Genomic DNA, 26,812 nt, shown 5'->3' on the forward strand with positions numbered 1-26,812 from the left:
AGCATGTCCGAGATCACCGTGACCCGCCGCCCTCAACTCGCCGACCAGGTCCCCGCGCTGGTCTCGGTGATCGCCCCGCCCGTCCTCGGCGCGCTGACCCCGCTCCTCGAGCCCGGCCTCGCCGCTCTCACTGCGGCTGCCACGGTCTGCGGGAGCGCTGCCTTCGCCACGCACTACGTGGGCCGCGTCCCGGCGAACGTCGTCAACGCCACGGGGATCGGGGACGTTCTGGCGGCCCAGCGCTCCACCCTGCTGGGCTCCAGCCTCCTGACCTCCATGGCCGTCGTGCCGGGCGCGTTCCTCGGCCCCGCGTACGCGGACGCCCTCATGGCCGGCTTCCTCGACCCGGCCTCGGTGTCCGGCCTCGTCTCCGCCGCCTGGTGGACGATGTGGGCCGGCCTCACCATCAAGCTCCGCCCCGCCCTGGCCGCCCGCAAGGTCCGCATCACCGCCCCCACCCCCGAGGCCGGCCCGGCCCCCGCGGTGGGGCCGGGCGGGCTCTACAAGGTGTGGGCCGACCACATCTCCGGCGAGGGCGGCGCGCACCCCGGCCAGCACCTCGTCGGCGTGAGCGACACCGGGGACCGGTGGGAGGGCATCATCGAGGCCCCCCAGGGCCGGTCGGTGAACGTCTCCGCCGAATCGGTCGGCTCCGCATACCGGGTCCCGGCCGAGTGGGTCAGCTTCGCTGCCGGCCACCACCCCGGCGAGCAGTACGTGACGGTGCGCCGGACCGCGCCGGCGGAGCTGGACCCCACCACGATGGAGGGGATGTGGGCCCGCCTGGTCCGGCCGACGGTCATGCCGGGCACCCACCTCAAGGACGCCCAGGTCGACCCGGCGACCGGCGGCTGGGTGGCGTGGGTCGTGGCCGACGAGGACAAGGCGTCCCTCCCCGTTCCCGACCGTACGCAGCTGGTCGGCGCCCTGCGCTCGTCGATGACCCTGGTCGACTACCAGCCCAACAAGTCCGACCCCCGCAAGGCGAAGATCCACATCATGGAGAAGAACCCCCTGGAGGACGGGGTGCCCTTCCCCGGCCCGCAGGTGCTCAAGCCGTCCCCGGGCGGATACATCTCCATCGGGCGCGGCGTCTCCGGCCGCCCCGCACGCCTCCAGCTCTTCGACCCCGTCCTGGGCGCGCAGCACGTGTTCATCGCCGGGGTCACCGGCTCCGGCAAGGGCGGCGCCGTCCAGATCATCGCCCTCGCCGGACACCTCGCCGGGATGGCGATCATCTACGCCGACCCCAAGGGCAGCTCCAACCCCGACGTCGAGACCATGGCCGCCTACGCCGCCACCGGCGACGACGCGATCAAGGCGCTGCGCCTGTCCTACGCCATCCTCAAGCACCGGATCGCCGAGTCGGCGCGCCTGGGCCGCAAGAACTTCAAGGCGACGGACGACTGCCCGTGGGTCATGACGGTCGTGGACGAGACCCACATGATCACCGACACGGCCACCGAGACCGGCAAGGAAGCGGTGTTCATCCTGGACAAGCTCGCCTCTCTCGGTCGTAACCTCGGCATGACGCTGCTGATCGTCAACCAGGCCGTCAACGCCGCCAAGCTCGGCGGAGACACCGCGATCCGCACCAACGTCATCCAGGGCGGCGCGATGATCATGCTGCGCACCGACAGCGCCCAGTCCAACCTCGTGACCGTGGAGGGCTTCGAGGGCATCGACCCCGGCGCGATCCCCGCCGCCTGGAACATCGAGGACGAGCCCCTCATCTGGTCCGACGACCTGCCCATCAACGACCCGGCGAGGACGTTCGGCCTCGGCTACGTCGGCTCGCCCGGCGAGCCGGTGCAGATGATGCGGACCTGGGTCCTGGAATCCGCCGCCCCCTACATCCGCCACGACGCCATCATCTGGCCGCAGGACTTCACCAGCTGGGACGACCGGCACCAGATCGCCGACACCCCCGTGAACGGGGAGGGCGACGCCCCTGCCAGCAGCAGCGGCTCGGACTGGGGCAGCGGCGGATACGAGCCCCCGCCCGGCGGCGGGTTCAAGGCGCCGGCCGAACCCGCCGCGGACGTCGCCATCCTGGACTGCCTCGACGACCACGCCGGCCTGGAGATGCCCAAAGCCACGATCCTCGCCCTCACCGGCCTCAACGAGAAGACGCTCGCCAACACGCTGACCGACCTGGTCAAGAAGGGAGCCATCGAACGTGTCAAGCCCGGCGTCTACCGCAAGAACTCATAGAAGGGAGCAAGAACCCATGCTCGGCAACCTCGCCAGGCCCGCACACCGTGCGGGCCTTCCCCGCCCCGATGCCCGAGCCGTGCAGGGCCTGATCGGTCAGGTCGACGCGGTGTTCGCCACCGGCCCGGCCGGCTACCCGGAGCCCAGCATCCGCCACACCCTGCGTACCGCGCGGGAGCTGATCATCCGCTACGGCTGGACCCGCGGAACCCTCTGCGACCGACACGGCCTGTGCCTCCTCGGATCCGTCCAGGCCGCCGCCCTCGCCTACGACCCGGCCGTGTGGGCGCGCGAAGTGAAGGCGGCGGAACTCCGGCTCATGACCACCCTCGGCACCGCCGACTCCCATGAGCTCCCCCGCTTCAACAACCGCCAGACGTGGGCCGGTCCGGTCCTCGACCTCCTGCTCCGCGCCGCGAACTGACCCAACTCGGGCTCCGGTAACCCCTGGGCGCACAGGCCCCGGCTGCGGTTTCATGAGGCCATGCAACCGAGCGAGGGCAGCAGCGACTTCGAGGCGCCGTGCAACTGCGGCGCCCTCGGCGACCACGAGCCCAACCGGAACTGCTCCCATCAGCCGGTCATCCAGATCGAAGTGACCGGTGGCCGCTCGGCCTGCCTCGAAGCCCTCGGAGTGCTCCGCGCCCACTACCACGTGTTCCCAGAGCACGAGTGGCAGGACCCGCACAGCGAGCAGTGGGTGTTCAAGCTCGGCGCCGTCCGCAACTACTGGCGGCCGCTCGCGCCGGCCCCGGCGCTCACCGCACCCGCGGCGCCCAGCCCGGAAGCCGCCGTACTCGCCTGCCTCCACGACGCGCTCGGCCTGGAAGTCGACGAGAACGCCATCGGCGCCCTCACCAACCTGACCGGCGAAACCCTCTCCACCACCCTGACCGCCCTGGTCAAGGTCGGCAAGATCGAACACGTCCGGCCCGGCTACTACCGCAAGAACACCTAGCCGCAGCCCCCAGCTCAGCCCCGCGCCCCGCCCGGAGACCCTTCCCGGCGGGGCGTCGCACTGTCCTGCCCAAACCCAGCCACCAGGAGACACCGCCCGTGCGCCGCTACGTCTACCGCTGCACCGTCTGCCGCACCACCAGCCCCGTCGTCCACCAGCCCGACGACCTGGCTGCCGAAGGTGCGGCCCACCGCCTCGCACTCCACGGCGGGCACATACCCGACAACGAAGGCGCCGGTGAAGTCGATCGCCTCGGCCGCTGGTACGCCTCCCTGGGACCGCTGATCGCGATGCACGCCCGCATCACGGACGGGCTCAGCGACCTCCGCGACCCCAAAGGCGCGGGTCACCCCTTCTGGGCCTCCGCCGCCGCCACCCTCATCCTCGGCAGCGCGGCCGCCCTCGTCCTCGGTGTCATCTCCGCCGCCCTCTGACCCCAGCACCGACCGCCCTGCCTGGCCACCGGCCCGGCCGCCCCGCACCCGGGGCGGCCGCAGCCGGTGACCGGCCAGGCCGACCGGCCTACACGCTCAGCCCGCGCCCGCCGCCCCGCACCCGAAGGCGGCGGGCGCATCCACGTCCACTCCACCGACACGGAAGGGTTCATCGTGCTCATCCCCCGCCCCCGCCGCAGGATCGGCCGTCCGCGCCCCACCATCCCCGGCCCCCGCTACCCGCTGCCCCAGCGCCGCCTGCCCGGCACCTGGAGCAGCTGATGCCGCGGGCGCGACGGAAGCGGCGCCGCGAACTCAAGCGAGTCCCCCGCACGGACGCGACCCTGCCCGAGCACGACCGCGGGGCCATACCCGAAGGGCTGCTCACGCGACGGCAGCTGCGGGAGAAGGGGCTGAGCCCCGGAGGCCACGACCCGGTCGCGGTCCTGCGCTGCAAGTACTGCGCCTTCCGGCCCGACCAGTCCTGCAACCACCCCACCCGGGGCTGGCTCTACGACGCGAGCCTCGCCCGACCGAAGCGCGTCCCCACGCTCGCCCAGGAGTGGGCGCTGGACCGTGCGATGGCCGCCCGCCAGACGTGCCCCGTGCCCACCTGTCGCCGGCGGTACGTGTTCTGCCTCCCCCTCAAGACCCTCGGCTCGTGCCTGGAATGCGCGGAGGGCACCCCGGCCGACCCCAGCTCCTACTTCGCTCCCCCGGCCGGCCACCCGCTGGCCGCCTGACCGAGAGGACACCCGCCCATGAGCACCGCCGTTCGCCCTTCCGCCTTCACCGAGCCGGACCGGCCCAAGAACCTGCAGATCCGCTTCATGACGACCGGCGGCAGCTTCGTCGACGTCACCGGCCACGGCGAGCACTTCGACAACAACAGCTGGAACTGCCTCGGCTGCGGCGACGCCTCCCGCAGCCCGGAACGGGACGGCTTGTGGCGCATCCGGCCGGACGCCAACACCCACGCCACCGCCTGCCGCGCCATCCCGCTGAAGTGACCGCCCGCCGCCTGCGCACCGCCCTACTGCTCGCCGCCGCCGTCCCGCTCACCGCAGCGACCGTCGCCGCCCTGCTCACGGCCGGCCACCGCAAGCTCCACGTCGACCGGCACCACATCGAGATCACCGCCCGCCCCCGGCCGAACTGCCCGCAGTGCCACGGCGAGGGCGGCTGGTGGACCGGCGGCGCCTTCCCCGAGATGGAGGCGTGCGGCTGCTGGGCCCACCGCCGCGAGCTCCGCATCCGGCTCCTGCCCATCCCGGCCTGGGACGAGCCGCCCTTCTGACACCACCGCCCCCGGCCGGGGGCGAAAGCGCATCGCGAGGTGCCCGCAGCATCGGCTAAGGGCCGGGCCGCCCCGCACACCCCACCCGAACATCCGAGATGAGGAGCACACCCAGCATGACCGATCGCCTCCGCGCCATCGAGGGCCTCGCCCTGGTCGCCGCCCTGACCGCCGTCTTCGACGGGGTCCACGGACTCGGGGACCAGTTCGTCCAGAACAGTCACGACGCCTCGACCAAGGGCATGCACGGCTCCCACCTGGTCTACAAGAACGATGGCTCCCCGGTCACCGAGGACCCGTGGCGGCACGGCCCCGAAGGCCGTACCTGCACCGCCAGCGCGTACGGCCGCCGCAGCGTGAGCCGGCACGTCGCCAGCTACTCCGGCGTGCAGCTCGCCTCCACCCTCGCCGTCACCCGCACCTTGGGCTACCGGATCCCGGCGGTCGCGCTCCTGACCGGCGCCGCGATCAACGCGATCACGCACGGAATCCTGGACCGGCGCGACCCTCTGCTCTGGCTCGCCGAGAAGACCGGCAAGACCGGCTACATCAAGCACGCCACCGTTGTCCGCAAGGCCGGCGGCGAGGGCACCGAGTACCCCAAGGCCGTCCAGGACATCTCCGGTCCCGGGACCGCGCTGATGGAGCTGGACCAGGCGGCCCACCGCGCGATCGGCGTGGCCGCCGCCCTGGTCACCACCTGGATCACCCTGCGCAAGGGCGACCGCCGGTGACCACCCCGCCCGCGGCCGCGCACCTGCCGCCGGACAGCGACGACGCCCAGTCCGCCGCCCGGCACCCGGGCACCGCCACCCTCCACCCGCAAGGAGAACCGCTCATGAAGACCACCCTCAGCGGCATGCAGCCGCTCGACACGACCATCCCCGAACCGGCGCTGATCGTCCTGATCGGGGCTGCGGGCGCCGGCAAGTCGGTACTGGCGAGCAGCTGGCCGTCCACGCAGGTCCTGGAGCTCGACCAGTTCAGGGCGATGGTGGCGGACTGCGCCGGTGACCAGTCGGCCACCCTGTCCGCGGCGACCATCCTGCACGCCGTGCTCGAGGCTCGCCTCGCCCGCAAGCGCACCACGGTCATCGACGCCACGAACACCGAGGAGCACGTGCGGGCCGGCCTCCTCGGAGTTGCCCGCTCCTACGGCGTGCCCACCGTCGCTCTCCTGGTCTCCACCCCGGTCTCCGTGTGCGTGGAGCGTCAGGCCGACCGCGCTCCGGCGCGCGCGGTACCCGACGACGTCGTACGCCGCCAGCACGCCGAAGCCGTCGCCGCCTTCCCCGGCCTGCACGCCGAGGGCTTCGACCACGTCGTCTTCGCCGACAACATCCACCGCCTGGAGCCGCTGCTCCAGCGCGCCAGCGACACTCGGCGCGCGGACCTCGGCTGGGACGGCCACACCGGCCTGGGCGAACTGCTCCTGGTCCGCCGCTTCTTCGGCGCGGACGTGCTGCCCCTGTGGCGGTGGCGGGAAGGCTCCCAGCTCGCCGGCGGCGATCGCGTCGGCGAGATCTGCCTCGGACCGGACCGCCTGGTCCTCGCCCTGCGCACCGACGTCGACGGCGAAGGCGACCTCGGCTTCGACCTGCTCGTGGGCTGCCCGTACGACGACGACTGCAACGCCCCGGCGTGGCAGGCCGTCCACAACGTCACCGACCTCCTGGTCGCGCACGTCGGCACCGGACCGCACCCGGACACCGTCTGCACCGTCCACGGCGGCCCCGACGACCACCACCAGGACGACGACCCCGACGGACGCGCCGACCTGGAAGAGCAGTTCGCGGCGGCGGTCCGCGAGTGAGCCGCGCCGCCGACGGCCCGCACCCGCACCCCCTCACCCCCGCGGAGCTCCCCGCTGGGGACGTGTGGCTGTACGGCTGCGACGAATGCCAGCTGCCGATCCAGGGCGGGGCCGCAGGCCTCGCCGCGCACCGCCGCACCGTCCACGACCCCCGCCGTGACTACGGCGACCGCCGCACCCCAATCACCGTCCGGCTCGACCTGCCGTGACCCCGGCGGCCCACCCGGGCCGCCCGCACACACCTTCTGGAGGACTTCGTGACCCGCACCCCGAAGCAGCCCGTCTGGTACATGGCCACACCGGCCGACGGCATCATCGAGCGCAGCCGCGGCTTATCCCCGGTCAGCCTTGCCGATGCTGTCGGCGACGTCCTCGACCACCCCACCCCCTGCACGAACCGGTGGTTCGACGAGACGCCCCACTCCTACTTCCGCATGGTCAAGCGCGTCGGAGAGGTCCTGGAGGACACCAACATCCGGCCCGTCTGGCCGGTGAGGCTGTGGATCGTGGAGCCGCTCGGCGAGACCGGCAACTGGGGCCGGTGCTACTACCCCTACCGACTGCTCTCCCACCGGATCCGCGTGGTGGAGGAGACCGATGCCCACCAGGCCCTCGGGTCCCGCGGCCGCGACGTCCTGGACGCCATCGACCACCAGCTCCCCCACCTCGCCCCGCACTGGGCCGCCGACTGGGACGTCGACCCCGAGACGATGGACAGGCGGCGCGAGACCTGGCGACTGTCCGGAGGCCCGGACACCACCAGCGGCATGAAGGCCGAGTCGCTGGCCGACGACGCCGCCCGAGCCCGCCGCGAGTCGGCCGCCCAGTGGTGGATCCGCCGCCTGGCCGCCGACGCCACCGACCGCGCCCTCGCCGGGACCGGCGCCAGCGCGGCCGCAACGCACTACGCCAGCGCCCGCGCCGCCGGCCTCGCTCAGGCCGTCCAGCACCAGGACCGATTCGACGCGTACGTCCTGGACGCCCTGCGCGGCGTGGGTCTCGACTCCCGCGCCCCGGCTCTGGCCGTCTGATCTGCACCAACAGAAAATGCGTCCTCGAAGGATGCAAGATGCTTGAAATGCATCCTTCGAGGATGCATTCTTAGTCGTGGGGGGGCCGCCCGGCCCCCGCACTCTCCGACCAAGGAGCGCGCCTTGACCACCTCTCAGACCTTCACCGCCACCGCCGCCGGCGCCCTGTGGACCGACATCATCAGCCACCTCGGCACGGTCAACGTCACCATCGACCCGACGCTGACCAACGCCGTCGTCACGGTGAGCACGGGCGACGACGAGGGCCCGCTCGCCGACGCCGTACACGCCGCCACGATGCAGGAGAGCACCCACAAGAACCTGAACTGCCTCACCGTCCGCGTCCCCGAGGTCGAGGGCGACACGATGTCGATGGGCAGCTCCACCTTCAACTTCCACGGCGGCAACATGCGGGTCGCCCAGAACTTCGGCGTCATCACCGGTTCGGTAACCGGCATGCACATCAGCGGCAACGACATCACCATCGGCGGCCGCAAGGTCGTCTCCGGCGGCCGCGTCGTCGCTGCGGAGGGCACCGTCGTCTCCGGCGGCGGCATGGGCACCATCACCGTCGACGTGACGCTGCCCAGCGAGATGTCCTCGGTCCGCCTGGCGACCACCAGCGCCGACCTCACCGTCGACGGCGACCTCCAGGTCCTGGACGTCCACTCGCTCTCCGGCGACGTCGAAGCCCGCGGGGTGCACACCCTGCGTGGCAACACCACCAGCGGCGACTTCGAGGTGGACCGCGTTGACGCCCGCGTCGACATCAACTCCGTCTCCGGCGACCTCGAGATCGGCGCCTACAACGGCTCGGAGTTCCGCTTCAACAGCGTCTCCGGCGACATCCACGTCACCGCGACCCCGGCCGCCACCGGCTCGCTCGACGTGAACACGGTCTCCGGTGACGTCTCCACGCGCGGCGCCAGCCACCTGCACGAGCGCGTCCGCACTGTCACCGGCAAGCTCCGCAGCCGCTGACTTCGCCCCGGGGCGGCCGCCTCCTGGCTACCAACCTTCACCGGCCGCCCCGGGCCTCCCATCCCGCTCCACGAGGAGCAAGGGGCAGGATCATCTTCCCCCGCACCCACCTGGAGCCCGCCATGACCCCCCGCCCTGACGATCAGGCCCGCGCCGAGCTGAAAAAGCTGGCTGCCCAGGCCAATGAGCACCGCGAGCGAGAGCACGAGCGCATCGAGACCGAGTTCTGGCAGGCGATCGACGCCCTCCAAGGCAGCTACCACGGCGCGCAGCAGGACATCGCCGATGCCCTGGACGTCAAGTACAACCAGATCCGGCGCCAGACCAAGCGCTACCGCCCCACCGACTCCGCCGACACCGACACCGACTGAAACCCAAGCCGTTCCGGCCTCGCCTCTCACAGGCCGGAACGGCTCCGAGGCTGCCCAGCCAAAGGCGTGCGGACCTCATCGACGGCGGCGGCAGCCGCATGGTCAACACCCACGTCACCGGCACCATCGACGACGTCCGCGGGTCCCGGCCGTCGCGCTGTAGCTCTGCCCCGGGACAGGCGCAACCAGGTGTCCAAACCAGCCGCCTGCCCCGGGCCTGCCCACCCCGTGCAAGACGAGAGAGGGAGATCTCAGTATGGACTCCGTCCCGCGCGCACAGGCCCGATTCGGGCAGCGCGCACTCTTACTGACCACCGCCGCACTGCCGTTGACCGGCTGGGCCGTCCACGCGGTCGCGCTCCACCGACGGCTCGCCGCCACCCGCCGCGACCCGCTGACCAGCCTGCTGCGCCGCGACGCCTACACCGCCCGCGCCCGCCGGCTCCTGGCCCGCCACGACGACGTGGCCGTGCTCGTGGTCGACCAGGACCACTTCAAGACCATCAACGACACGATGGGCCACGCGGCCGGGGACACCGTCCTGACGGCGACTGCCGCCCGGCTCACCGCTTGGGCGGGCCCGCACGGCGTCGTCGGCCGGCTCGGCGGAGACGAGTTCGCCGTCGTCGTCCAGCTGCCCACCGCGGCCCTGGAGCAGCGGCTCGCGCAGCTGGTCCGGATGCTGCACACGCCGGTCGTCCTCGACGACGGCCGCACCGTCGACGTCGGCGCCTCGGTCGGCGCCGCCACCGGGCCCGCGGTCGGCTCCCGGGACCTGAGCCTGTTGCAGCGGGCCGCAGACGCCGCCCTGTACGACGGCAAGCACTCAGGCCGCGCCCGCCTTGCCACCGCCGCGCACACCACGGTTCCGTCCATCAACGGGCGCAGGGCCGGCCGTCCGGGTACGAGCGTGTGGGGGCGGGCCGCGTGAGCGCCGTGACCCTGCCCGAGGGCGACTGGATCCGGGGGATCAGCATCCGGCAGCCGTACGCGGCCTGCATCCTCGCCGGCGCCAAGACGGTGGAGAACCGGCCCGCCCGGTGGCGGACCGGCTGGGTGCTGCTGCACACGAGCAAGACCATCGACCGCACCGCCCTGCGCACGCCGCTGGTCGACCGCACGATCCGCGACCGCCAACTGGTCACCGGCTCAGTGGTTGGGATCGCCCGGATCACCGACTGCCACCAGGACCCGGCAGGAGCGCCGCTCTGTTCGGAGTGGGCGTTCCAGGACGCCTGGCACCTGGTGCTCGCCGACGTCCAGGAGCTGCCCCTGCCCGTACCCGCCCGCGGGCAGGTCGTGCCGTGGAAGCCGACGCCGGACCTGCTGGCGCGGGTGTTTCAGCAGCTGCCCGACTTCCGGCCGTGACCCGTACCCGAGGCAAGAAGCCGCCGTGCGAGCCGGGCCTGGTCCCGGCTCCCGGCGCTCTCCTCGAATGGCGTGACAGCCAGCACTTCGACCGCTGGCAGGACCGCCCCTGCGTGCTGTGCGACAAGCCCACGCCGATGCGCTCCCACGCCGGGGAGCCCGTGCACAAGGCGCGCGCCGAGGACTGGATCGTCGCGAACCCGGTTGAGGCTCGCCTCGGCCGGTTCGCCTCCGACACCCAGTCCAAGAGCAGCCAGCGCGCCACCCACGCCTGACCCCTCCCACCGGAGGCCCCCATGAGCAGCACCGACCATGACGTCGACCACGCTCTCGCCTACCCCGAGCCGCCCAGCTCCCCCCTCTGGCACCGCCACGGCCGCGTGCAGGCCCGGCCCCTCACCGACGCGGAGAAGAAGCGCAATCGCGAGCTGCTGCTCGCGCAGTACACCCCCCGCCCCCGCTCCCCTCGCCCCACCGAGACCCTGGCGGAGGCCAGCTGATGGACACCAAACACTGCGCCCTCGACGGCTGGGTCGACGCGATACCCGCCCCCGGCCCGCACGGCACCGCCACCTTCGACCTGGTCGTCCGGCCCGCCGACTTCGACACCGCCGACGAGGACGCCCCCGACACGATCGTCACCTGCACCAGCAGCAACCCCGGGATCACCCACGAGCTGCTGACCGGCATACAGCCCGGCGACTTGCTCCGCGCGACCGGCACCCTGATCCAGCCGCCGACGCCCGGCGAGCCCGCCCGGCTCACCGTCGACGGCCTCGAGGTCCTGAGCACCGCGCTCATCCCGGTCCTGCACGACATGGTGCTCGACCGGTACGGCGACTACTGCGTCGTCTTCCACGCCGACCGCGACCAGGCCCCCGTCTTCACCGTGCACGGGACATGGGTCGGCCTGGCGGACAATCCCGACGCCATCACCACCCTCATCGACATCCACGAGCGCGTGACCGGCGGCGACGCGTTATGACCGCCACCGGCATCCAGGGCCGCACCGTCCTGGAGCACTTCCCGGCAGGAGGCCCCCGCGACTCCTGGCCGGCCGAGGAGTACGCCGCCGCCCAGCGTGCCCAGGGCACACAGGCACAGGTCGTGATGGACCTGCGCACCGACCAGTACCGAGCAGGAGACCGCCCGATGATCCGACGCTTCCGCCGCTGCGGCCACGCCCCCGGCGCACTCACCCCCGAAGACCAGGCCGCCGTCGACCAGTTCCGCGCGATGCTCACCGCCGTACGCAACGCGCAGCCCTGGCGCCCCGGCCACGGGCAGGACGTCGCCGTACGGGTGGGCCCGTTCGTTGAGCGCGCGCACACCCGACCCGGCGACGACCACGGCACCGAGACGATCGCCGTCGCCTTGGTCCACCCCGACACCGGTCACGCCGCTGGCTACCTCCACGGCCGCCAGCTCGGCTACACCGACCGAGGCTGGCTGCGCTGCGAGACGACCGCGATCCTCGGCGCCTGGCAGCCGGCCTACGCGATGCTCACCCACGCCGCCGCAGGTCTGCCCCTGCCCGAAGACGTCGGCATGCCCCCCGCCCACTACGCCGTTGACGTCGAAGCGCGCGAGCCCGACGGGTCCGGCTTCACCTTCCTTCGCCTCGGCCCGTACACCCAGACGTGGCTCGCTTCTCGCGACGCCGACCGCCTCAACACCGAGCTGGAGGGCCAGGCGGCCACCGTCGTCCCCGGGTTCGTGGTCACCGCGAAGTGCGGGCCGTTCGACTTCGGCGACCGCGAGAACTACAGCGACCCGTACCGGACCGATGTCGCCACACTCCTGGCCGCCGCCATCGCGGGGGTGAACGAGTGACCACCACCGACCTGTACGAGATCGCGACCAGCGAGGGCGACGACGGCACCCTGCACCCCGTCGAACAGATATGGACCCCCTGCGCGGACGACGCCGCCGACAGCGGGTTCATCACCCACCGCGGCCTCCACGTCACCGGGATCGACGACTCCACCGACGACCACCTCTACCCCGTCGCGTTCCTCGTACTCGGACACCAGAGGTGGACCGACACCATCGAGGCCGCCGCCGCGTACATGGCCCGGATCCACGGCTGGCGGAACCTGCACCTCTACCCCGGCGACGACCCCTCGGTGCTCATCCCCCTCATCCCGCGCGCCGTCCACACCCACGGCGTCTTCTTACGGCATCCGCACCCGGCCTACGGCTGCGGATGCGAGTGGGACGACACCTGGCGCATGGTCTGGGCACCCGACACCGCACCCGGGGCCGTGCCGGTCACGGCCCTGCGGCACCCGGCCGCACTGGCGGCCGCCGCCAGCATCCCCAACCCTGATGAAGGCACGCCCGCGACCTGGGCGGTCTGACAGCCGAAAGCCCGGCTCCCCCGCGATCGTCTGCGGGGGAGCCGGGCCTTCTTGCGTTTCAGGGTCCTGCGGCGACCCTTAACCGGGTTAAGAGCCGCCCTACTCGTCAGCCATGAGAAGCAGCACAAGCTCGTCCCGATGCTGCCCGGACATGTGCTTCCGTAGATGCCTGTTAAACCAGGCCGGGTCGGCCCAAGGGAGAGCAGGCACGCTGTCGTCCGTCGGGTCACCGTCACCCTTAACCGGGTTAAGGCTGTCACCTCCAGCCGCGCTGCCTGTCGCCTGTGCCGGCAGGGCCGGTGCCGCTTCGGGAGCCGGATCCCCAGGCTTCTGCTGCTCGGCAGGAGCCGAACTGCCACGCGGCTTGCGGGGGGCCTTAACCGGGTTAAGAGCCTTCTCCGCTTCCGCGTGCTGCTGCTCAGCCGGAAGGCGCCCGATCCGGCGAGCATGCTTCACCGGCAGATCCCCCGACTCGACCTTCGCCTGGAGGTCCGCAGGAAGCTCCAGGAGAGCGAGGCGCTGGGAGACCCACGCCTCCGACTTCTGCAGGCGCCGCGCCACCTTCCCCTGCGACCCGTGCTTCGCCACAAGCCCCTGAATGGACCGAGCCTGGTCCAACGCCGGCACGTCCACACGGTGGATGTTCGCGATGAGGGCTGACTCGAGGATGTCCTCTGCGCTGGTGGCCAGAGCATCGTTGACATCAATACGCAGCTCAGCCAGGCCGGCCACCCGCGCTGCGGCCAAGCGGCGGTTTCCGTCGATGACGACGTATGCGGCGTCGCCGATGATCTCGGCCTGATCACTGTGGACCGCGAGGAACGCGGCGGTTCGAACCACGGCGACGGGCTGGAGTTGACCCCGTTCGCGAAGGGACTCCGCCGTCTCCTCGACGTCGGTGAGCTCCTCGCGGGGGTTGAACGGGTTGTGCGCCAGGTCCGACAGCGGCACAGCCGCAGGCGGACGCTTGCCTTCGCCAGCCATGATCTGCTGACGCGTTCGGATGCGGCGGGGCGTAGCGCTGGTCTCCGTCCCCTCGTCATCGATGCTGAAGCCGCGGGTCACCCGCTGCGTGGGGGGCGTCATACCGCCAGCTCCTTCGCCAAGTCGCGCATCACCTGCGCGTGCTCACTATCGGGCGCGTACTCAAGCAGGGGAATCTCACCGTCTGCGGCTTCGCGCCCTTCCTTCAGGTCACCGATCACGGCCAAGACGCCCGGAGAACTGCTCTGCTCCCACTGCTCCTTGTTCTCCTTCACGAGCTTCCCGCGCCGACTGTCATAGGCGTTGACGATCAGACCGAGATAGTCGACCTGGATGCGGCCCTTCCGGCAGAGGTCTTCCTTCTGGGCCTTCAACAGCCGGAACGCCCTGTGGGAGGCGCGGTTTGCCCAGACGGGGGTGATGACACCGGACCTGTCGGCCAGTTCACCTTCGCGTCGGCGTACGTAGTACAGGGCGGTGTCCATGTTGAGGCCGAGGCTGGGAGGGCCGTCGATGATGATGACGTCGTAGTCCGCCTCCAGTGGTTCGAGTGCCCGCTCCAGCGCGGCTTCGGAGAAGCTGACCTTGGAGAGGGCAACGTCGCGGAGGAACGCGTCGTCGGAGGCGGGGAGCAGGTGGAGTCGCTCGCCGAAGCGCTCGCCATCCAGGGCGACGAGCAAGTCGCGGATGTCACCGCGGGCGGTGCCGTCCATGTGCATCATCAGGGTTTCGACGCCGTCCTCGTACATGAGGTCCTCGAAGCCCAGTTCAGCCGTCAGGTGGCCCTGCGGGTCGTAGTCGACGATCAGCACCCGGTGACCGGCTTCAGCCAGCGCCTGTGCGATCCCGGAGGAGATGAACGTCTTTCCGACGCCGCCCTTCTGGTTGGCCACTATGACCCGGACGACGGGCTGAGCGACCAGAGGAGCGGTGGGGGAGGGGTGGTTGTCGAGCCAGAGCGTCAGAGCCTGGGCAAGCCCCTGAACGTAGGTCACACCGCGCTCGGCGCAGGCCGACTTGAACTTGTCCGGCTCGCCGACGGGCAAGAAGGTGCCCCAGGTCTTTGCGCCGTCGGTCTTGACCTCAGCCAGGTTGTCGGCCGAGTACCAGGTGTTGATCGCGTGCTCGGTTGCGTCCTGGATGTCCATTCCATGCTCGAAAGCACGGATTTTGAGGTGTCTACGCAGCTGGGGAGTGAGAGCAGTAATTAGCTTCTCTCGCTCTCCTCGGGGGCTAGGGATGCTCATGTGGCCGAACATTACTAGGCCCGAGCCTGATGGGGATGGATGCGCTCCGGTTCCTTGCCGAAGTTGAAGGGGACGCCGGAGAGTCGGAGCACCCTTAACCCGGTTAAGGGCCCAGCGTGGTGAGCCATCCCAGATGCCAGATATCGACAACCAGGCGCCGGTGCACACGGGATAGAGGGTGGCCCCAGTGGGGAGCTGTACCGCTGGCGAACAGCCGACTCACGGGAGGGGACAGCATGGGAACGGGCACGGTGGTACTGGTGGTGTTAGCCGTCTTGGGCGTGGGTGCCGTGGTTGGGGTTCTGGCACGCGCCGGACGCCGAGAGGCTGAGGCGGAAAAGGGCCGGCTCAAGGAGCAGGCACGGGTTCAGGCCCTGCGGTCGCTGGAATCTATCTGGGCCATGAGCCCTCTGGAGTTCGAGGAGTACATCGCCGAACTCTGCCGCCGGGACGGCTGCACCGGGGTGCTCCGCGTCGGTGCAGCGAACGACCTGGGGGCCGACGTGATGGGCCGGCTCCCGGACGGCCGGAAGCTCGTAGTGCAGTGCAAGCGCTACGCGAAACACCGCACCGTCGGTAGTCCGGACCTCCAGAAGTTCAACGGCACCGCCCGCAGCGAACACGGAGCAGACGTCCCGCTCTTCGTCGCCTCGTGCAAGTTCACCAAGCAGGCCCGAGCCTTCGCAGCCCGCCACGGCCTGGTCCTCGTCGACGTCGATCTGCTCGGCTTCTGGAACAGCGGCACAGCCCTGTCCGCGCTTTTGGACCTGGACATCGGCCGGTCCGGTACCAACCGGAAGCTGGCCCCGGACAACTGAGCTCTCCTGGCGATCAGCGGCCGGTGTCGATCAGGGACCGGTGAGGATCGAGTGGGTGCTGAGGCGGTCCAGGTCGGCGGTGAAGCGGGGCAGGGCCTCGTACGTGGGCACGGTGAACTCCTCCAGGAAACACGAAGCCCCCGGCCGGTGGCCGGGGGCGGGGGTGGCTGTTCGTGTTGAAGGGCGTCGGTGACGTGGTGTGCTCAGAGATGGCGGGTGCTCGGGACAGTCGTGCGCTGGTTCGTGCTCGATGAGGGTGGATTGGGTGGGAGTGGACCTACGGGGAGGGCGGGGCGCAGCATTCGCACGGCGCCGTCAGATGTCGCCGTAGTGGTCTCGCATGGCTTCCGTCCACTGCTCAGGTTGGGCCGCCTGGCAGCCGGGGCATCGGCGCCCGGTGACGCGCTCGGCGATGGGGTAGTCGGACTGCGCGGAGCGCACCTGGAGCAGGTCCAGGAGCAGTGGCGCGTGGCAGAGGGGGCAGGGCTCGCCGTACGTGGTGGTGTTCATGCGTGGGAGAGTGCACACACGCATGGCTTACCGTCTCGGGCTGTCGGGACGGCCCGCCTGACGGGCGCTCCGACAAAAACTTGCTGATGGCTTCCCGCCCGGCGGGAAGGACCCCAGATCGCGCTTCTCCGCAGGTCATGAGCAGGTTTCCATGACTCGGTGATCAGTAGAGAGGACTTCCGTCCGGGAGACAGGTGGCAATACCTGTTCCGCGGCGTGATGGTCGGCGACGGCCGGCGCCCTGCGGGCAAGCCGCTGCGCGCCGCCCAGGAGGAGGCGGGCGTCCCGCCCGGTGTGTGGAAGGGGCGGGGCCTGGCTGCGGTCGGCCTGGCGGCCGGGGACGTGGTGACCGAGCGGCAGGCCGAACTCCTCCTCGGCGAGGGCCGGCACCCGGACGCCGACCGGATCGAGTGTGAGCGCCTGGAGGCGGGCGACACCCCGGCGAAGGCGCGGCGGGCGACCGTGCTGGGCAGACCCATCGAGCACAACCAGTCGCCCGAGACCGAGGAAGCCAAACAACGCACACCCTGGCTGGGGATGGGCCTGGTGTTCCGGCCGCCGTCGACGGCACACATTGCGTGGGCGCTCACGGATGACGAGACCCGGCTGGTGTTGGAGCTGTGCCAGGACATCGCCCGGGACAAGACCCTGGCCTGGCTCGAGGACGCGGTCGCGGAGATCCGGTGGAAGAGCGGCGGCAAGAACCGCGCCCGGGTCCGCGACGGTCTGATCGTCGCGGTCTTCCGGCACTACGAGTCCCGCGCCGTCGAATCGCGACCCTTGCTTCACGATCACGCCGTGGTGTCGATCCGCGCCCGCCGGCCGGACGGCACGTGGGGCAACCAGACGGCCGACGCCTTGATGACCCACATCGTCGCGGCCGACGCCCTCTACACCCTCCACTTCATGGAGCAGGTCTCCGCCCGGCTTGGGTGGGCGTGGGAGCCACGAGAGGTGACGCCCGGCCGCCGCCCGGTCATGGAGATCGCCGGGATCGACCGCCGCCTGATCGGCTGGCAGTCGACCCGCCGCCAGCAGATCGAGGACGCCCTCCCCGTCCTCACCGCCGAGTACGAGGCCCGGCAGGGCCACCCGCCGGGGGAGCAGGCCGCCTACGCGCTCGCCTGCCAGGCCGCCGACCAGACCCGCCGGCCCAAGCGCAAGGAACTGCGTTCGCTCTCCCAGCTGCGCGCCGCCTGGCGTGAGTCGGCGACCCAGGCGTACGGAGCGGACGTCGTCGACCGGCTGGCGGCGCGCGCCCGAGCAGCGGCCGCGGCGATATGGGCGCGGGTGCGCCCGGTAGTCGACGTCGCCCTGGCGGCCGTCAACGTTGCCGCCGTGGTGTACGTGATGCGCGGAGGGTTCAAGCACCACCACCTCCTCGCCGAAGCCCGCCGCCACCTCTCCTACGCCCTTCGCGGCCGACCTCACCGGCCTGGCCTGGACGAGGAGATAGTCCAGGCGGCCATCGACGGCTACACCCGCCCGGCCAGCCGGCGGATGATGACCGCCGACCTGCGCGCCCTGTACCCGCACGACACCGAGGACCAGGCCGTGCTCCGCGCGCTGACCCGCAAGCGCGCCGCCTCCCCGTACGAGCGAGCCCGTCTCGCCGCTGCCGCACTGACCGCACGCGTCCACGCGCTACGCCGCGCGGACCGCCTGAATTCCCGGCCCCGGTCGCACACCGTCGCCGTGCCGGCCACCCTGAACTCCCGCCTCGGGCGGAGGGCCGGCCGGGACCTGGAGCCGACGACGGACGTCGCCGCGGTGGAGCTGACCCGTCGGACGCTGGAGGCTGCAGTCGCCGAGATGGCTGCCTGGCTCCAGGCCGGGGTCCGGGAGCGAGCGGCCGCCCCTCGCCCCTCTCCCAAGTCCGCGGCGGCTCCGCCGCCGAGCGCCCAGCAGCCTGTCCAGCCCGCGCCGGGCCGGACACCACCTACCGGAGGAATCGCATGACCAACATGCCGCCCGTGGACCCGAGGATCGAAGCCGTCGCCGCCCGGCTGAAAGCCGCTTCCCAGGAGCGCGCCGAGGCGTACGCGCCGCCGACGGACTGGCAGCCGATCTGGAAGCGGCCCCGGAAGCCGAAGTCCATCAAGGCGAAGAAGGCGGAGCTGGCCAAGCAGCGCAAGCGGCTCAAGGCGGCGGGAGTCCGACGGTTCTACGGCGCCCAGTCGCGCCGGCCGCGGCCCCGGCAGAACCGCATCGGCAGCGCCGCCGCCCGCCGCGATGCCCGCGCCCTGTCCCGGATGCGGCACTCGAACGCCTGGCTGTGGTGACGAGGCCGAGCACCGTCCACCGAGTGGACCGCCCCGAAGTCGACACCGAGTGGATTCCATCGGGTGGACTCCACTCAATGGCCTCCACCCAGTGGGCGCCACCCTCGCGGTGGGCTCCACTCGGTGGACTCTACCCATGCGGTGGAGCACGCGGTGGAGTCCACCGCGGTGCGCACCCGATTGACGGTGGGCTCCACTCTCGGGCGCACCACGATGTCCCGCACCGCACCGGGTGCGCACCATCCGCACCCTCGCCCAGCCACCCCTTGTCCAGGTTCGGCCGACCCCCTTGTCCACCCTCCGCACCACCCCTTGTCCCGGGTTCCACCGACCCCCTTGACCGGGAGCGGCTCCACCCCTTGACCACGTTCTCCACTGGCACGTTTCTCCTTGACACAGCCGGTTGCGGCCGCCGATCAGGTCCTGGTCAAGGGGGTGTGTGATAGGGCCCCGCCAACGCTGAAGCACACCTGGTGCGGTGCACGGTGGTGGGCATCATGGCCCCGGTGCGGTGCGGTGCGGTGCGGTGCGGTGCGGTGCGGTGCGGTGCGGTGCGGTGCGGTGCGGTGCGGTGCGGTGCGGTGCGGTGCGGTGCGGTGCGCCCACCGGGTGGAGGCCACCCGATGGGCGCGGTGCGCACCGCCGCCGTCCCCGCCGCGAACTACACGATGGAGAGGCGCACCCGGTGGGCATTGTCCGGTGCGGGGTGGGCGGCGAGGGCCTGGCCCACTCCCACCGCCTCCAGCTGGCGCAGGACCTCGGCGACATCCTCGTGGTCGTTGGTGAGGAACTGCAGGACGAAGTTGATGACGGCGCAGGCGATGCCCTCCGCGGCCTCCGGCCCGGCCTGCGCCCAGGTTCGCAGGGTGGACACCAGGACGTGGCCGAGGGCTTCCAGGGCGAACATCTCCGTGGTCGGCTCGCCGGCTTCCGGGCCGGGCAGGGCGGTGAGGGGGACGACGATCCGCTCGACGGCGTCGACGAGCAGCTCGGCCATCCGCGACTCGGCGCCGGCGAACTCCCGGGCTGCTTCGACGTCACTGGCCTGGACGGCCCGTAGGTAGCCGAACGCGCTGATCGCCGCGTGCGGGGTCATCGGGGCGAGCGGCAGGGCGGTGGTCTCGGGCATGACGGCTCCTCACGTACGGCCGCCGCGCGGATCGCGACGGCCTGGTTCCGAGCCTCGGGGAGCCGCCCTGTGGACAGAGTCCGCGCACCGACGGTGACCACCCACCCCCCTTGTCCAGGTTCCAACGGCCGCGCGTTTCCCCTTGACAGGGTCCGCCAGGTGCGACAAACCGCCCATCCCGAGAGAGGAGAAATCTCCGTCCCGGCACACTGAGCGGCGGCCGGGGAAAAGCCGCTGCCGGACCCGGCACACCGCTGGGAGATTCCGGAGATGACCACGCAGCGCCTCCCGTTCCCCGTGCCCGACGAACGCGCCCACTACTTCGTCGGCCAGTACGCCGACATGCACGACCTCGTGGAGGACCTGGTCGTGCCCGACGGCGTCCCCGAGGCCGCGGCGACCGTCCTGCGCACGGCCCGGGAGCTGCTGCGCCAGTCCTACTACTGCTACGAGTTCTCCACCGTGGCGGTCATGCACTCCCTGATCGCGGTGGAGATCGTGCTGCGCGACCGCATCCCGGGCGCAGGCAAGAAGCCGCTGCACCAGCTCATCAAGCAGGGCGCGGAGACCGGCGTCCTGACTGCCCGGCAGGCGGAGTACCTCGACGACGGGCGGAAGATCCGCAATGGCATGGCGCACGGCAAGACCACGCACGCGGCGATGCCGCCGGCCTTGGCCGTGCCGATGGTGACGACCTCGTTCACGATCGTCTCCGAGCTCTGCGCCGCACCCACCACATGATCACGGCTCGATAACGGACGTCACACCATCGGCTTCGGCGGCACCTGTAACAGGTGAATGCGGAACTCTGCCCGGAGTCCCGCGCCACCCGCGAGGAGCCCGATCATGACGTACGCCAGCAGCGCCCGGCACCCCGAGCCGGAGCCGCGCCCGACCTGGTCAAGGGGTGCCGAGAGCCCCGCCGACGGCCCGGAAGTCGATGCCGCGTCCAGTGCCGTGAACGATTCCAACGTCGTGCCCATCACCGCAGCTCACACCGCCCGCCAGGGGGCTCCCCGACACGCTGACACCTCTCTCCCTAACCCTGAGACAGCAGCGAAGGGGAAGAAGTCCACTCCCACGGCCGGGAAGGTACGGGCCGATGCTCTGAGGATGCTGGGGTGTGTACGGATAGCCACGGTTCGGCAGATGGCTCAGGTGATCACGGCGGAGGAGTCGGACGGCCGGTCGTACGTGCGCAGGGCCATGGTGGAACTGGAGAAGCTCGGGCTGGTGGAGACGAACGGCAAAGATGGCAAGCACCGGATCTGGAACCTGACCCCGGCGGGGCAGAAGGCTCTGGCCGACGGCAACGAACTACCGGCACGACCGAAGGCCGGCACCGGAGCGAAGGCCGTCCGAGCCGGGTTCGGCCCGCATGGTCTCGCGGTAACCGACACGATCCTCGCCTACACCGACACGGTCCTGGGCGGTCGCCGGGAGTACCTGACCGACTGGCAGGTGGAGGTCAACCACGCCATCAAGCAGACCGGCCTGTCCTTCAACACCGACGCCGTCCTCGCCGTGCCGACGAAGACCAGCGAGGTCCGCCTCTTCGAGCTCGACAACGGCACCATGTCCCAGGCCCTCCTCGCCAAGGAGGTCTGGGACTACGAGCGCTACGCCGGGCACCGCGTCTGGGAGGGGGCCCGCGGCACGATCGGCGGGACGTATCCGTTCTGGCAGCGCCACCGCTACACCCGCTCGAAGACCTTCCCGCGGCTGCACGTCGTCCTGGCGGGCAAGGCCGAGCATCTCCTCGACAACCGCCGCCAGGCGCTCACCGACGCCGTGCAGGGCATCACCATCGCGGTGTGGGTCAACACCCTGCCCCGGCTCCAGCGCGGCGAGCCCTGGTACGAGATCGGCGTCGACGACCCGCACGAGCGCCGCTCCCGCTACCCCGAAGCGGTCGGCCGCTGACCGGTGACCGGCGCTGGGCAAGCCCAAGGGGAGCCTGGGCAAGCCGCCCCGAACACCGGCTTGCCCACCCCGGCCGGAGGTACTTCGGGCAGGCGGCATCGGTCACGGCCACCCGGTCTTCCCGGCGGGGGCCCGGCTGACCGATGACGGGTGACCGATGACTGGTCACCGTCTCGGCTGGGAGTTGCACGGACCGGTCACGGCGCTGACGTGCTGGTTGACCGATCGCGGGAGGCGGATCGGTCACAGTCGGCCTGCCGATCGGTCACGGCCACTGCTGGGCAAGCCCTCGGCTCGGAGGGCTTGCCCAGCGTCCGGATCACGTGGCGGGACGGCTCCCGAGGTTGTGGCGTCATCGTCTGGGACGCGACGGCCTGGAGCTGGCCGACGCTTCCTCGCTGGCCGTAGACCGGAGCCATGACACGAAACACGCTGCAAGGGGACATGGACGGACTCCAGCGCCACGGCCCCGACGATATGTGGCACGCCCTCACCCGCCTTCACGCTTCCCACCCCGAGCCGCCCGACCGCTTCCTTCCCCATCTGACGCCGGAGGTGCTGCTGTCTCTCACACGGTCGGAACTCCTCTGGAGAGTTCGGGTGGAGCTGGCCGGCGGCGAGACCATGGCCGACCTTTACAACCTGGTGGCGAATCTGATCCCTGCTGCCTTGGAAACGGACGAGCGGCGTGCGCTTTCCGGGGAGACGCTGGAAATCGTGGTGGGCACTCGTGACGAACTCACGCTGCACCCGGCCCACGTCCACGGCCTCACCCAGCTCCTGCGCCAGGCCGTCGGCACCATCGGGACCCGCAGCACGCCCGGGGGCGGCCGGTGCTTCCACTGCGACGGCACCGGCCGTGCCCGCCCGCTGTGGGCGGCCGGGCAAGCCTGAGCGCCTGGGCAAGCCGGAGGCGACCCTGGGCAAGTCCTCCGCGAAGAGGCTTGCCCAGGGACGTGGTTACGCCATCGCGGCGGCCACGGTCTCCAGGACGACGAGCTGCTCCGGGTCGACGGGGACGCCGTCGGCCTGGCGCAGCGAGCGGAGAGTGCTGCCGTCGGCGCACAGCCTGCACAGCCCGGCCAGGGGGAACGGGGTGGCCCCGATGAGGGTGTGCGAGGAAGAGCTCTCGTAGACGGGCCGGTAGCAGCCGGGGCACGGCAGGCAGTCGTCGACTCCGTCTCCGGCCGGCGCGTCCGGGCCGAGCTGCGGGACAATCCGCAGGAGGTTCTCCCCGGCCTCGGCCCACAGCCCCATCGGCCGCTCTGCGGACCGCTCGAAGACCACGTCACCGTCCGGGCCTTCGCCGGAACGGACCCGGGCCAGGGTGCCGACGCCTTCGGCGGGGTGGTTCGGGAGGAACGCCAGGACGGTCTTGGCGCCGGGCTCCTCGCTCACGCTGTAGACGTGCCCGCGCCCGGCCTTCATGGCCGCGCCCATCTCGTTCAGGCCCTGGCCGCCGTCGTCGTTGCGCAGGCGCAGCTGCCACGAGGCCGGGGCCCCGTCGATCTCGGCGGGGGAGGAGGTGATCAGGATGCCGTTGCCGGACCGGCGGACGTCCAGGTGCTGCATCCCGCGGACGGAGTGGAACGCGGTGCCGAACCACTCCGTCGGCCGCCCGCCCTCACCGCGCGGCGCGCGCGGCTTGTGCAGCTTGTGTCGTCCCATGCTCTGCCTCGCAGACGTGATCCGTGCACGGGCCGGATCGGTCCGCTGAACCCACAACCGCTGCCCGGCGGCCCAGGCACGCCACAGGCCCGGCCTCCACCCGTTCAGCGCACCTGGGCAAGCCTCCCCGGCCGGGAGGGCCGACGGGCGCATCCCGACCGCAGGAGGGTTGCACCGGAAGGGGGCTGGAGAGGTGTCTGCACGGGTGCACTAGGCGGGGGACCGCAGGTGTGACCGTGAGTGGGACCCCCCGAATCTGGTGATCTTCCATTCGCGCAGGTCAGAGCCCGTGGGCAAGCCCCCTTCGGAAAACGACACCTCTTACCTCGCGATAGCCGAGGAGAGAGGTCTAATCCGTATCAGGGGGCCGGCGGCGGCGCGGAGGGGTACGTGTACCGGTATGGCGCGTGAACGGATCCGGTGGCCCCTCGTCGTGGAACGAGCAAGGGAGATCGTGGACGGGTACGCGCCGCTCAAGGTCACGTTGCGACAGGTGATGTACCGGCTCGCAGCCGAGGGCGTGCTGCCACACACGCCGCCGATGTACCGGCGGCTGTCCTCGCAGCTGGCCCAGGCCCGCCGCGAGGGCCGCTTCCCCGACCTGATCGACACCGTCCGTGAAATCCATGTCCCGCCGGCCTGGCCGAGCGCGGACGCCTTCGTGCGGGAGATGCCTGCCTGGTTCCGCCTGGACCGCACGGCGGGCCAGGAGCACGCCCTGTACGTCGCGGCGGAGAAGGACACCCTGCGGCAGCAGCTGACCGGCTGGCTCGAGTTCGCGGGCATCCCCGTGCTCATCGTCCGCGGCTTCAGCTCCCAGTCCTACGCCGACGTCGTCCGCGACCGCGTCGCCCACGAGCAACGCGAAGCCCACCTTGCCGTGGTCGGTGATTTCGACTGCTCCGGCGAGGACATCGAGCGGGACTGGGTGGAGCGCACGGGCTGCTGGAGCTCGGTGACCCGGGTGCTGCTCACCTACGAGCAGATGCGCGCGTACGGGCTCCCGGCGACCGAGGGCAAACGCGACGACCCGAGATGGCCGGCCTTCGCCCGCCGCTACGGCTTCGACATCCAGCACCCGGTCCAATGGGAAGTGGAGGCACTGGAGCCGGACGAACTCCAGCGCCTGGTCCTCGCCGCCGTCGACCCGTACATCGACCGCGACGTCCTCGCGCAGCAGATCGCCCGCGAAGGACAGCAGCGCCGCGCCCTGGAGGAGTTCGCCGGTCGGTGGGGTGCGACGAACGAGGGGCCCTCGTAGGCCGCGAGCCCTTGGCCCTGGCCGGAGGGTCAGCGGCGTCGTCCGACGGCGGCGCGGACGAGAGCGTAGGGCATCACGCAGAAGGCCCCGAGGGTGGCGGCGACGATCATGCCGAGGAACAGCCAGTAGGAGAAGCCGTGGCCGTGGGAGGCGGCGAGGAGGTACCCGAAGGTGAAGGTGGTGAGGATGCCGGTGCTGGCGAGTCCGGCCGCCCAGCCCGTCTTGCTCAGCCCGATGCCGAGGCCGATGAAGGCCCAGAACAGGGTGGGGCCGGTGATGGCCGCGATGGCCATGATCATCGGGTGGTCGATGTCTTGACCGCTCATGTAGTCCGTGAGCTGAGGCACCGAGATGACGGTCCATAAGCCGGTGTAGGCGACGATGAAGACAATGGCGACGATCATGATCACGCGGGCGGCGCGAGTGGTGGGAGGGGTGTTCGCGGCGTCGGTCATGAGGCGGTGGACTCCTTCTCCTACGGCGGGCAGGGCAGTCGGCCCCGCTCCGGTATAGCCGCTCCGGGCCACAGGGGTGTGTGGTTCCCGGCAAGGCACCCCCGGCCGCGACGAACGCGCCACCCGCAGCGGTGACGATCGCGCCACCGCTGCAACGCACTCACCCGGGCCGTGCAACACCGACGCTGCGACACGACTGCGCGTTGCACCCTTGACCTGCACAAACGTGACCCATCAGCCGTCAAGGGGTCGTGTTGCAGACCGTGTTGCACCACCATCCCGGGGCCGGAGGACAAGCCGAAGGCCCCGGGGGTCACGACGCCCCGGGGCCTCCACTTTGCTGACCTCCCCGCTCAACGACGAGCCGGGCAGCCTGTCACGCCCAGTCCACGCCCAGCTTCGCGAGGGCGGCGAGCTGGTCGGCTGTGAGCTTGTCCCGCCGGCTCTTGGTGTTGGAGACCCACACACCCAGCTTCACGACGACCGGCTCCTCCTCGCCCTCGACCGCGACCTCCTCCCCGTGGGCCCTGGGGACCGGCCGGTGGGCGCCTTCCCGCTCCACCCACTGCGTGAGGGCTTCCAGGCCCCGCTGGAACGCCTGCTGCGCCCTGCTCGGCCCCTTCGCCGCACGGCTGGCCGCCGGGGCCGGAGGCGGCGCCTGGGCGGGTTCCACGCCCAGCGCGGTCAGCCGCGCCTGCTGCTCGGGCAGCAGCCGCGCCCAGGTAGCCGCCTGCTTCTGCTGCTGGAGCCACCGTCCGATGTCGTCGCCGTCCAGCAGCACGCCCGGGGCGATGTCGGGCAGCTGCCCGTCGGCGTCGACCAGGTCCACGAGCACGCGGTACTGCCGCTGCCAGTCCAGGGGCCAGGGGCAGTTCCAGTCCTTGTCGATCGCGGCGAGCTGCGCGGCCCGGGTCGTGGCGGTGTCCTCGTCCTTCCCCAGCCCGTTCTTCGTTCCCTTCCGGCGGAGGTTGGCCATGTACTGCCCGACGGGCACCATCTCGTCGTCCTCGCCCCACACGGCGTCCTGCCGGGGCGCGAGGTGCCCGGTGGCCCGCCGGTACGAGCGGAGCACGGCGAGCTTGGCCTCCCACGCCTCCTCGCCCGGCTCCCAGACCATCCCGGCCTCGGGTGCGTCCAGGAGGACCTTGCGCCGGTCCTCGAGCTCCCCGGCCCGCAGGGCCTTGCGCTGCTGGTGCACCCACCGCCCCAGGGGGAACGCCTTGGTGACGCCGACCTCGACCTCCACGTCATAGGGCACGGCGTGGAGGCCGCTGATCTCGTTCTCCGCCCGCCACCGGATCAGGGCCTGGTAGCCCTCCAGCCACACCAGCGACTCCGGCCGGTAGACCCGGGTGCGCAGGAACGCGGCGATGGTGGCGGCGTCGCGCGGGCTGGAGAAGTGGAGCAGGGCCGATTCGGCGGCGGCGTCGGCGCCGTCCTCCTGGTCCTCGCCCTCGCCGCCGGTGCCGACGATCTGCCCGTCCTCGTCGCGCCGGACGTGCAGCTTGCGCTTGCCGCTGGTGAGGGCGCGGGAGGCGAGCTGCTCGACCAGACGGTCGTCATGGGAGCGCAGGCCCTGGAGGACAGCTACAAGAGGGCGGAAGCTCGCGGAGGGTGCTGTCACGTTGTCGGTGGGGTGATCGTCTGGGGGCGTGAGGAAGCCGTTGGCGGCTGGTTGCTCAGGCTTCGGAGGGCACGCCGGCGGCGC

At 71.3% G+C, this 26,812-nt stretch carries 36 protein-coding genes; 28 read left to right on the plus strand and 8 right to left on the minus strand.

Annotated elements, in window-relative coordinates; translation table 11 throughout:
- Positions 1-3: 3 nt before the first annotated feature.
- From ACGFYU_RS28255 to ACGFYU_RS28355, 21 genes are all read left to right on the plus strand, one after another.
- Positions 4-2,214, plus strand: coding sequence for a hypothetical protein (locus ACGFYU_RS28255; protein WP_393830119.1), 2,211 nt, complete (start codon positions 4-6; stop codon positions 2,212-2,214).
- A gap of 16 nt (positions 2,215-2,230) precedes the next feature.
- On the plus strand, positions 2,231-2,638 hold the full coding sequence (locus tag ACGFYU_RS28260) for a hypothetical protein (RefSeq protein WP_393830120.1): 408 nt from the start codon (positions 2,231-2,233) through the stop codon (positions 2,636-2,638).
- Between the two features lie 60 nt (positions 2,639-2,698).
- Positions 2,699-3,172 carry a hypothetical protein gene (locus tag ACGFYU_RS28265; protein WP_393830121.1) on the plus strand — a complete coding sequence of 158 codons (474 nt, stop codon included), beginning with the start codon at positions 2,699-2,701 and terminating at the stop codon, positions 3,170-3,172.
- 98 nt (positions 3,173-3,270) lie between these two features.
- Positions 3,271-3,606, plus strand: a complete 336-nt coding sequence (locus tag ACGFYU_RS28270) for a hypothetical protein (protein ID WP_393830122.1) — start codon at positions 3,271-3,273, stop codon at positions 3,604-3,606.
- A 66-nt stretch (positions 3,607-3,672) separates the two neighbouring features.
- Complete coding sequence (locus ACGFYU_RS28275) at positions 3,673-3,888, plus strand: hypothetical protein (RefSeq protein ID WP_393830123.1); 216 nt, start codon at positions 3,673-3,675, stop codon at positions 3,886-3,888.
- A complete protein-coding gene (locus ACGFYU_RS28280) occupies positions 3,888-4,349 on the plus strand; it encodes an RRQRL motif-containing zinc-binding protein (protein ID WP_393830124.1) in 462 nt (153 codons plus the stop codon). The genes ACGFYU_RS28275 and ACGFYU_RS28280 overlap by 1 nt, the downstream gene beginning before the upstream one ends.
- Before the next feature lie 18 nt (positions 4,350-4,367).
- Positions 4,368-4,616, plus strand: a complete 249-nt coding sequence (locus ACGFYU_RS28285; protein ID WP_393830125.1) for a hypothetical protein — start codon at positions 4,368-4,370, stop codon at positions 4,614-4,616.
- Positions 4,613-4,903, plus strand: a complete 291-nt coding sequence (locus tag ACGFYU_RS28290; protein ID WP_393830126.1) for a hypothetical protein — start codon at positions 4,613-4,615, stop codon at positions 4,901-4,903. The genes ACGFYU_RS28285 and ACGFYU_RS28290 overlap by 4 nt, the downstream gene beginning before the upstream one ends.
- A 116-nt stretch (positions 4,904-5,019) precedes the next feature.
- The gene (locus tag ACGFYU_RS28295; RefSeq protein ID WP_393830127.1) at positions 5,020-5,637 is read left to right on the plus strand and encodes a hypothetical protein; all 618 of its coding nucleotides are present in this window, start codon (positions 5,020-5,022) and stop codon (positions 5,635-5,637) included.
- Between the two features lie 104 nt (positions 5,638-5,741).
- Positions 5,742-6,716, plus strand: a complete 975-nt coding sequence (locus ACGFYU_RS28300; RefSeq protein ID WP_393830153.1) for an AAA family ATPase — start codon at positions 5,742-5,744, stop codon at positions 6,714-6,716.
- Positions 6,713-6,925 carry a hypothetical protein gene (locus ACGFYU_RS28305; RefSeq protein ID WP_393830128.1) on the plus strand — a complete coding sequence of 71 codons (213 nt, stop codon included), beginning with the start codon at positions 6,713-6,715 and terminating at the stop codon, positions 6,923-6,925. Before ACGFYU_RS28300 ends, ACGFYU_RS28305 begins: the two co-directional genes overlap by 4 nt.
- A gap of 48 nt (positions 6,926-6,973) precedes the next feature.
- Entirely contained in the window at positions 6,974-7,747 is a 774-nt protein-coding gene (locus ACGFYU_RS28310) for a hypothetical protein (protein WP_393830129.1), read from the plus strand.
- A gap of 123 nt (positions 7,748-7,870) precedes the next feature.
- Complete coding sequence (locus tag ACGFYU_RS28315; RefSeq protein WP_393830130.1) at positions 7,871-8,728, plus strand: DUF4097 family beta strand repeat-containing protein; 858 nt, start codon at positions 7,871-7,873, stop codon at positions 8,726-8,728.
- A 122-nt stretch (positions 8,729-8,850) separates the two neighbouring features.
- Entirely contained in the window at positions 8,851-9,099 is a 249-nt protein-coding gene (locus tag ACGFYU_RS28320; RefSeq protein WP_393830131.1) for a hypothetical protein, read from the plus strand.
- Positions 9,100-9,355: 256 nt separating this feature from the next.
- A complete protein-coding gene (locus tag ACGFYU_RS28325) occupies positions 9,356-10,030 on the plus strand; it encodes a GGDEF domain-containing protein (RefSeq protein WP_393830132.1) in 675 nt (224 codons plus the stop codon).
- A complete protein-coding gene (locus ACGFYU_RS28330; RefSeq protein ID WP_393830133.1) occupies positions 10,027-10,467 on the plus strand; it encodes a hypothetical protein in 441 nt (146 codons plus the stop codon). Before ACGFYU_RS28325 ends, ACGFYU_RS28330 begins: the two co-directional genes overlap by 4 nt.
- Complete coding sequence (locus tag ACGFYU_RS28335; RefSeq protein ID WP_393830134.1) at positions 10,464-10,742, plus strand: hypothetical protein; 279 nt, start codon at positions 10,464-10,466, stop codon at positions 10,740-10,742. Before ACGFYU_RS28330 ends, ACGFYU_RS28335 begins: the two co-directional genes overlap by 4 nt.
- Before the next feature lie 21 nt (positions 10,743-10,763).
- On the plus strand, positions 10,764-10,967 hold the full coding sequence (locus ACGFYU_RS28340) for a hypothetical protein (RefSeq protein ID WP_393830135.1): 204 nt from the start codon (positions 10,764-10,766) through the stop codon (positions 10,965-10,967).
- Positions 10,967-11,452 carry a hypothetical protein gene (locus tag ACGFYU_RS28345; RefSeq protein WP_393830136.1) on the plus strand — a complete coding sequence of 162 codons (486 nt, stop codon included), beginning with the start codon at positions 10,967-10,969 and terminating at the stop codon, positions 11,450-11,452. The genes ACGFYU_RS28340 and ACGFYU_RS28345 overlap by 1 nt, the downstream gene beginning before the upstream one ends.
- Positions 11,453-11,619: 167 nt before the next feature.
- Entirely contained in the window at positions 11,620-12,300 is a 681-nt protein-coding gene (locus tag ACGFYU_RS28350; protein ID WP_393830154.1) for a hypothetical protein, read from the plus strand.
- Positions 12,297-12,827 carry a hypothetical protein gene (locus ACGFYU_RS28355; protein WP_393830137.1) on the plus strand — a complete coding sequence of 177 codons (531 nt, stop codon included), beginning with the start codon at positions 12,297-12,299 and terminating at the stop codon, positions 12,825-12,827. Before ACGFYU_RS28350 ends, ACGFYU_RS28355 begins: the two co-directional genes overlap by 4 nt.
- A 99-nt stretch (positions 12,828-12,926) precedes the next feature.
- Here the strand turns inward: ACGFYU_RS28355 and ACGFYU_RS28360 are convergent, their stop codons facing one another.
- Positions 12,927-13,913: a ParB/RepB/Spo0J family partition protein gene (locus ACGFYU_RS28360; protein WP_393830138.1), complete on the minus strand. Its 987-nt coding sequence runs from the start codon at positions 13,911-13,913 to the stop codon at positions 12,927-12,929.
- Positions 13,910-14,959: a ParA family protein gene (locus ACGFYU_RS28365; RefSeq protein ID WP_393830139.1), complete on the minus strand. Its 1,050-nt coding sequence runs from the start codon at positions 14,957-14,959 to the stop codon at positions 13,910-13,912. Before ACGFYU_RS28365 ends, ACGFYU_RS28360 begins: the two co-directional genes overlap by 4 nt.
- Before the next feature lie 500 nt (positions 14,960-15,459).
- Between ACGFYU_RS28365 and ACGFYU_RS28370 the strand changes: the two genes are divergently transcribed.
- Positions 15,460-15,876 carry a restriction endonuclease gene (locus tag ACGFYU_RS28370; RefSeq protein ID WP_393830140.1) on the plus strand — a complete coding sequence of 139 codons (417 nt, stop codon included), beginning with the start codon at positions 15,460-15,462 and terminating at the stop codon, positions 15,874-15,876.
- Positions 15,877-16,191: 315 nt separating this feature from the next.
- On the opposite strand, the gene ACGFYU_RS28375 is transcribed toward ACGFYU_RS28370, so the two are convergent.
- Positions 16,192-16,386, minus strand: coding sequence for a hypothetical protein (locus ACGFYU_RS28375; RefSeq protein WP_393830141.1), 195 nt, complete (start codon positions 16,384-16,386; stop codon positions 16,192-16,194).
- Positions 16,387-16,605: 219 nt separating this feature from the next.
- Between ACGFYU_RS28375 and mobF the strand changes: the two genes are divergently transcribed.
- Entirely contained in the window at positions 16,606-18,345 is a 1,740-nt protein-coding gene (mobF, locus tag ACGFYU_RS28380) for a MobF family relaxase (protein WP_393830155.1), read from the plus strand.
- Entirely contained in the window at positions 18,342-18,668 is a 327-nt protein-coding gene (locus ACGFYU_RS28385; protein ID WP_393830142.1) for a hypothetical protein, read from the plus strand. The genes mobF and ACGFYU_RS28385 overlap by 4 nt, the downstream gene beginning before the upstream one ends.
- Positions 18,669-19,329: 661 nt before the next feature.
- Here ACGFYU_RS28385 and ACGFYU_RS28390 read toward each other — a convergent pair.
- Positions 19,330-19,797, minus strand: a complete 468-nt coding sequence (locus ACGFYU_RS28390) for a hypothetical protein (protein ID WP_393830143.1) — start codon at positions 19,795-19,797, stop codon at positions 19,330-19,332.
- Positions 19,798-20,067: 270 nt separating this feature from the next.
- Between ACGFYU_RS28390 and ACGFYU_RS28395 the strand changes: the two genes are divergently transcribed.
- Entirely contained in the window at positions 20,068-20,538 is a 471-nt protein-coding gene (locus tag ACGFYU_RS28395) for a hypothetical protein (RefSeq protein ID WP_393830144.1), read from the plus strand.
- 20 nt (positions 20,539-20,558) lie between these two features.
- Here ACGFYU_RS28395 and ACGFYU_RS28400 read toward each other — a convergent pair whose 3' ends face one another.
- Complete coding sequence (locus tag ACGFYU_RS28400) at positions 20,559-20,780, minus strand: hypothetical protein (protein WP_393830145.1); 222 nt, start codon at positions 20,778-20,780, stop codon at positions 20,559-20,561.
- 130 nt (positions 20,781-20,910) lie between these two features.
- Between ACGFYU_RS28400 and ACGFYU_RS28405 the strand changes: the two genes are divergently transcribed.
- The gene (locus tag ACGFYU_RS28405) at positions 20,911-21,720 is read left to right on the plus strand and encodes a replication-relaxation family protein (RefSeq protein WP_393830146.1); all 810 of its coding nucleotides are present in this window, start codon (positions 20,911-20,913) and stop codon (positions 21,718-21,720) included.
- Between the two features lie 417 nt (positions 21,721-22,137).
- Entirely contained in the window at positions 22,138-22,614 is a 477-nt protein-coding gene (locus tag ACGFYU_RS28410) for a hypothetical protein (protein WP_393830147.1), read from the plus strand.
- Positions 22,615-22,680: 66 nt separating this feature from the next.
- Here the strand turns inward: ACGFYU_RS28410 and ACGFYU_RS28415 are convergent, their stop codons facing one another.
- Positions 22,681-23,388, minus strand: a complete 708-nt coding sequence (locus ACGFYU_RS28415; RefSeq protein WP_393715043.1) for a hypothetical protein — start codon at positions 23,386-23,388, stop codon at positions 22,681-22,683.
- Positions 23,389-23,821: 433 nt separating this feature from the next.
- Between ACGFYU_RS28415 and ACGFYU_RS28420 the strand changes: the two genes are divergently transcribed.
- Entirely contained in the window at positions 23,822-24,649 is an 828-nt protein-coding gene (locus ACGFYU_RS28420) for a hypothetical protein (RefSeq protein WP_393830148.1), read from the plus strand.
- 29 nt (positions 24,650-24,678) lie between these two features.
- Here the strand turns inward: ACGFYU_RS28420 and ACGFYU_RS28425 are convergent, their stop codons facing one another.
- Positions 24,679-25,104, minus strand: a complete 426-nt coding sequence (locus tag ACGFYU_RS28425) for a hypothetical protein (RefSeq protein ID WP_393830149.1) — start codon at positions 25,102-25,104, stop codon at positions 24,679-24,681.
- Positions 25,105-25,480: 376 nt separating this feature from the next.
- Positions 25,481-26,812: helicase associated domain-containing protein (locus tag ACGFYU_RS28430; RefSeq protein WP_393830150.1), on the minus strand; the 1,332-nt coding region annotated here is incomplete at its 5' end.

Source organism: Streptomyces sp. NPDC048337, from assembly GCF_043201175.1.
Taxonomy (GTDB): Bacteria; Actinomycetota; Actinomycetes; order Streptomycetales; family Streptomycetaceae; genus Streptomyces.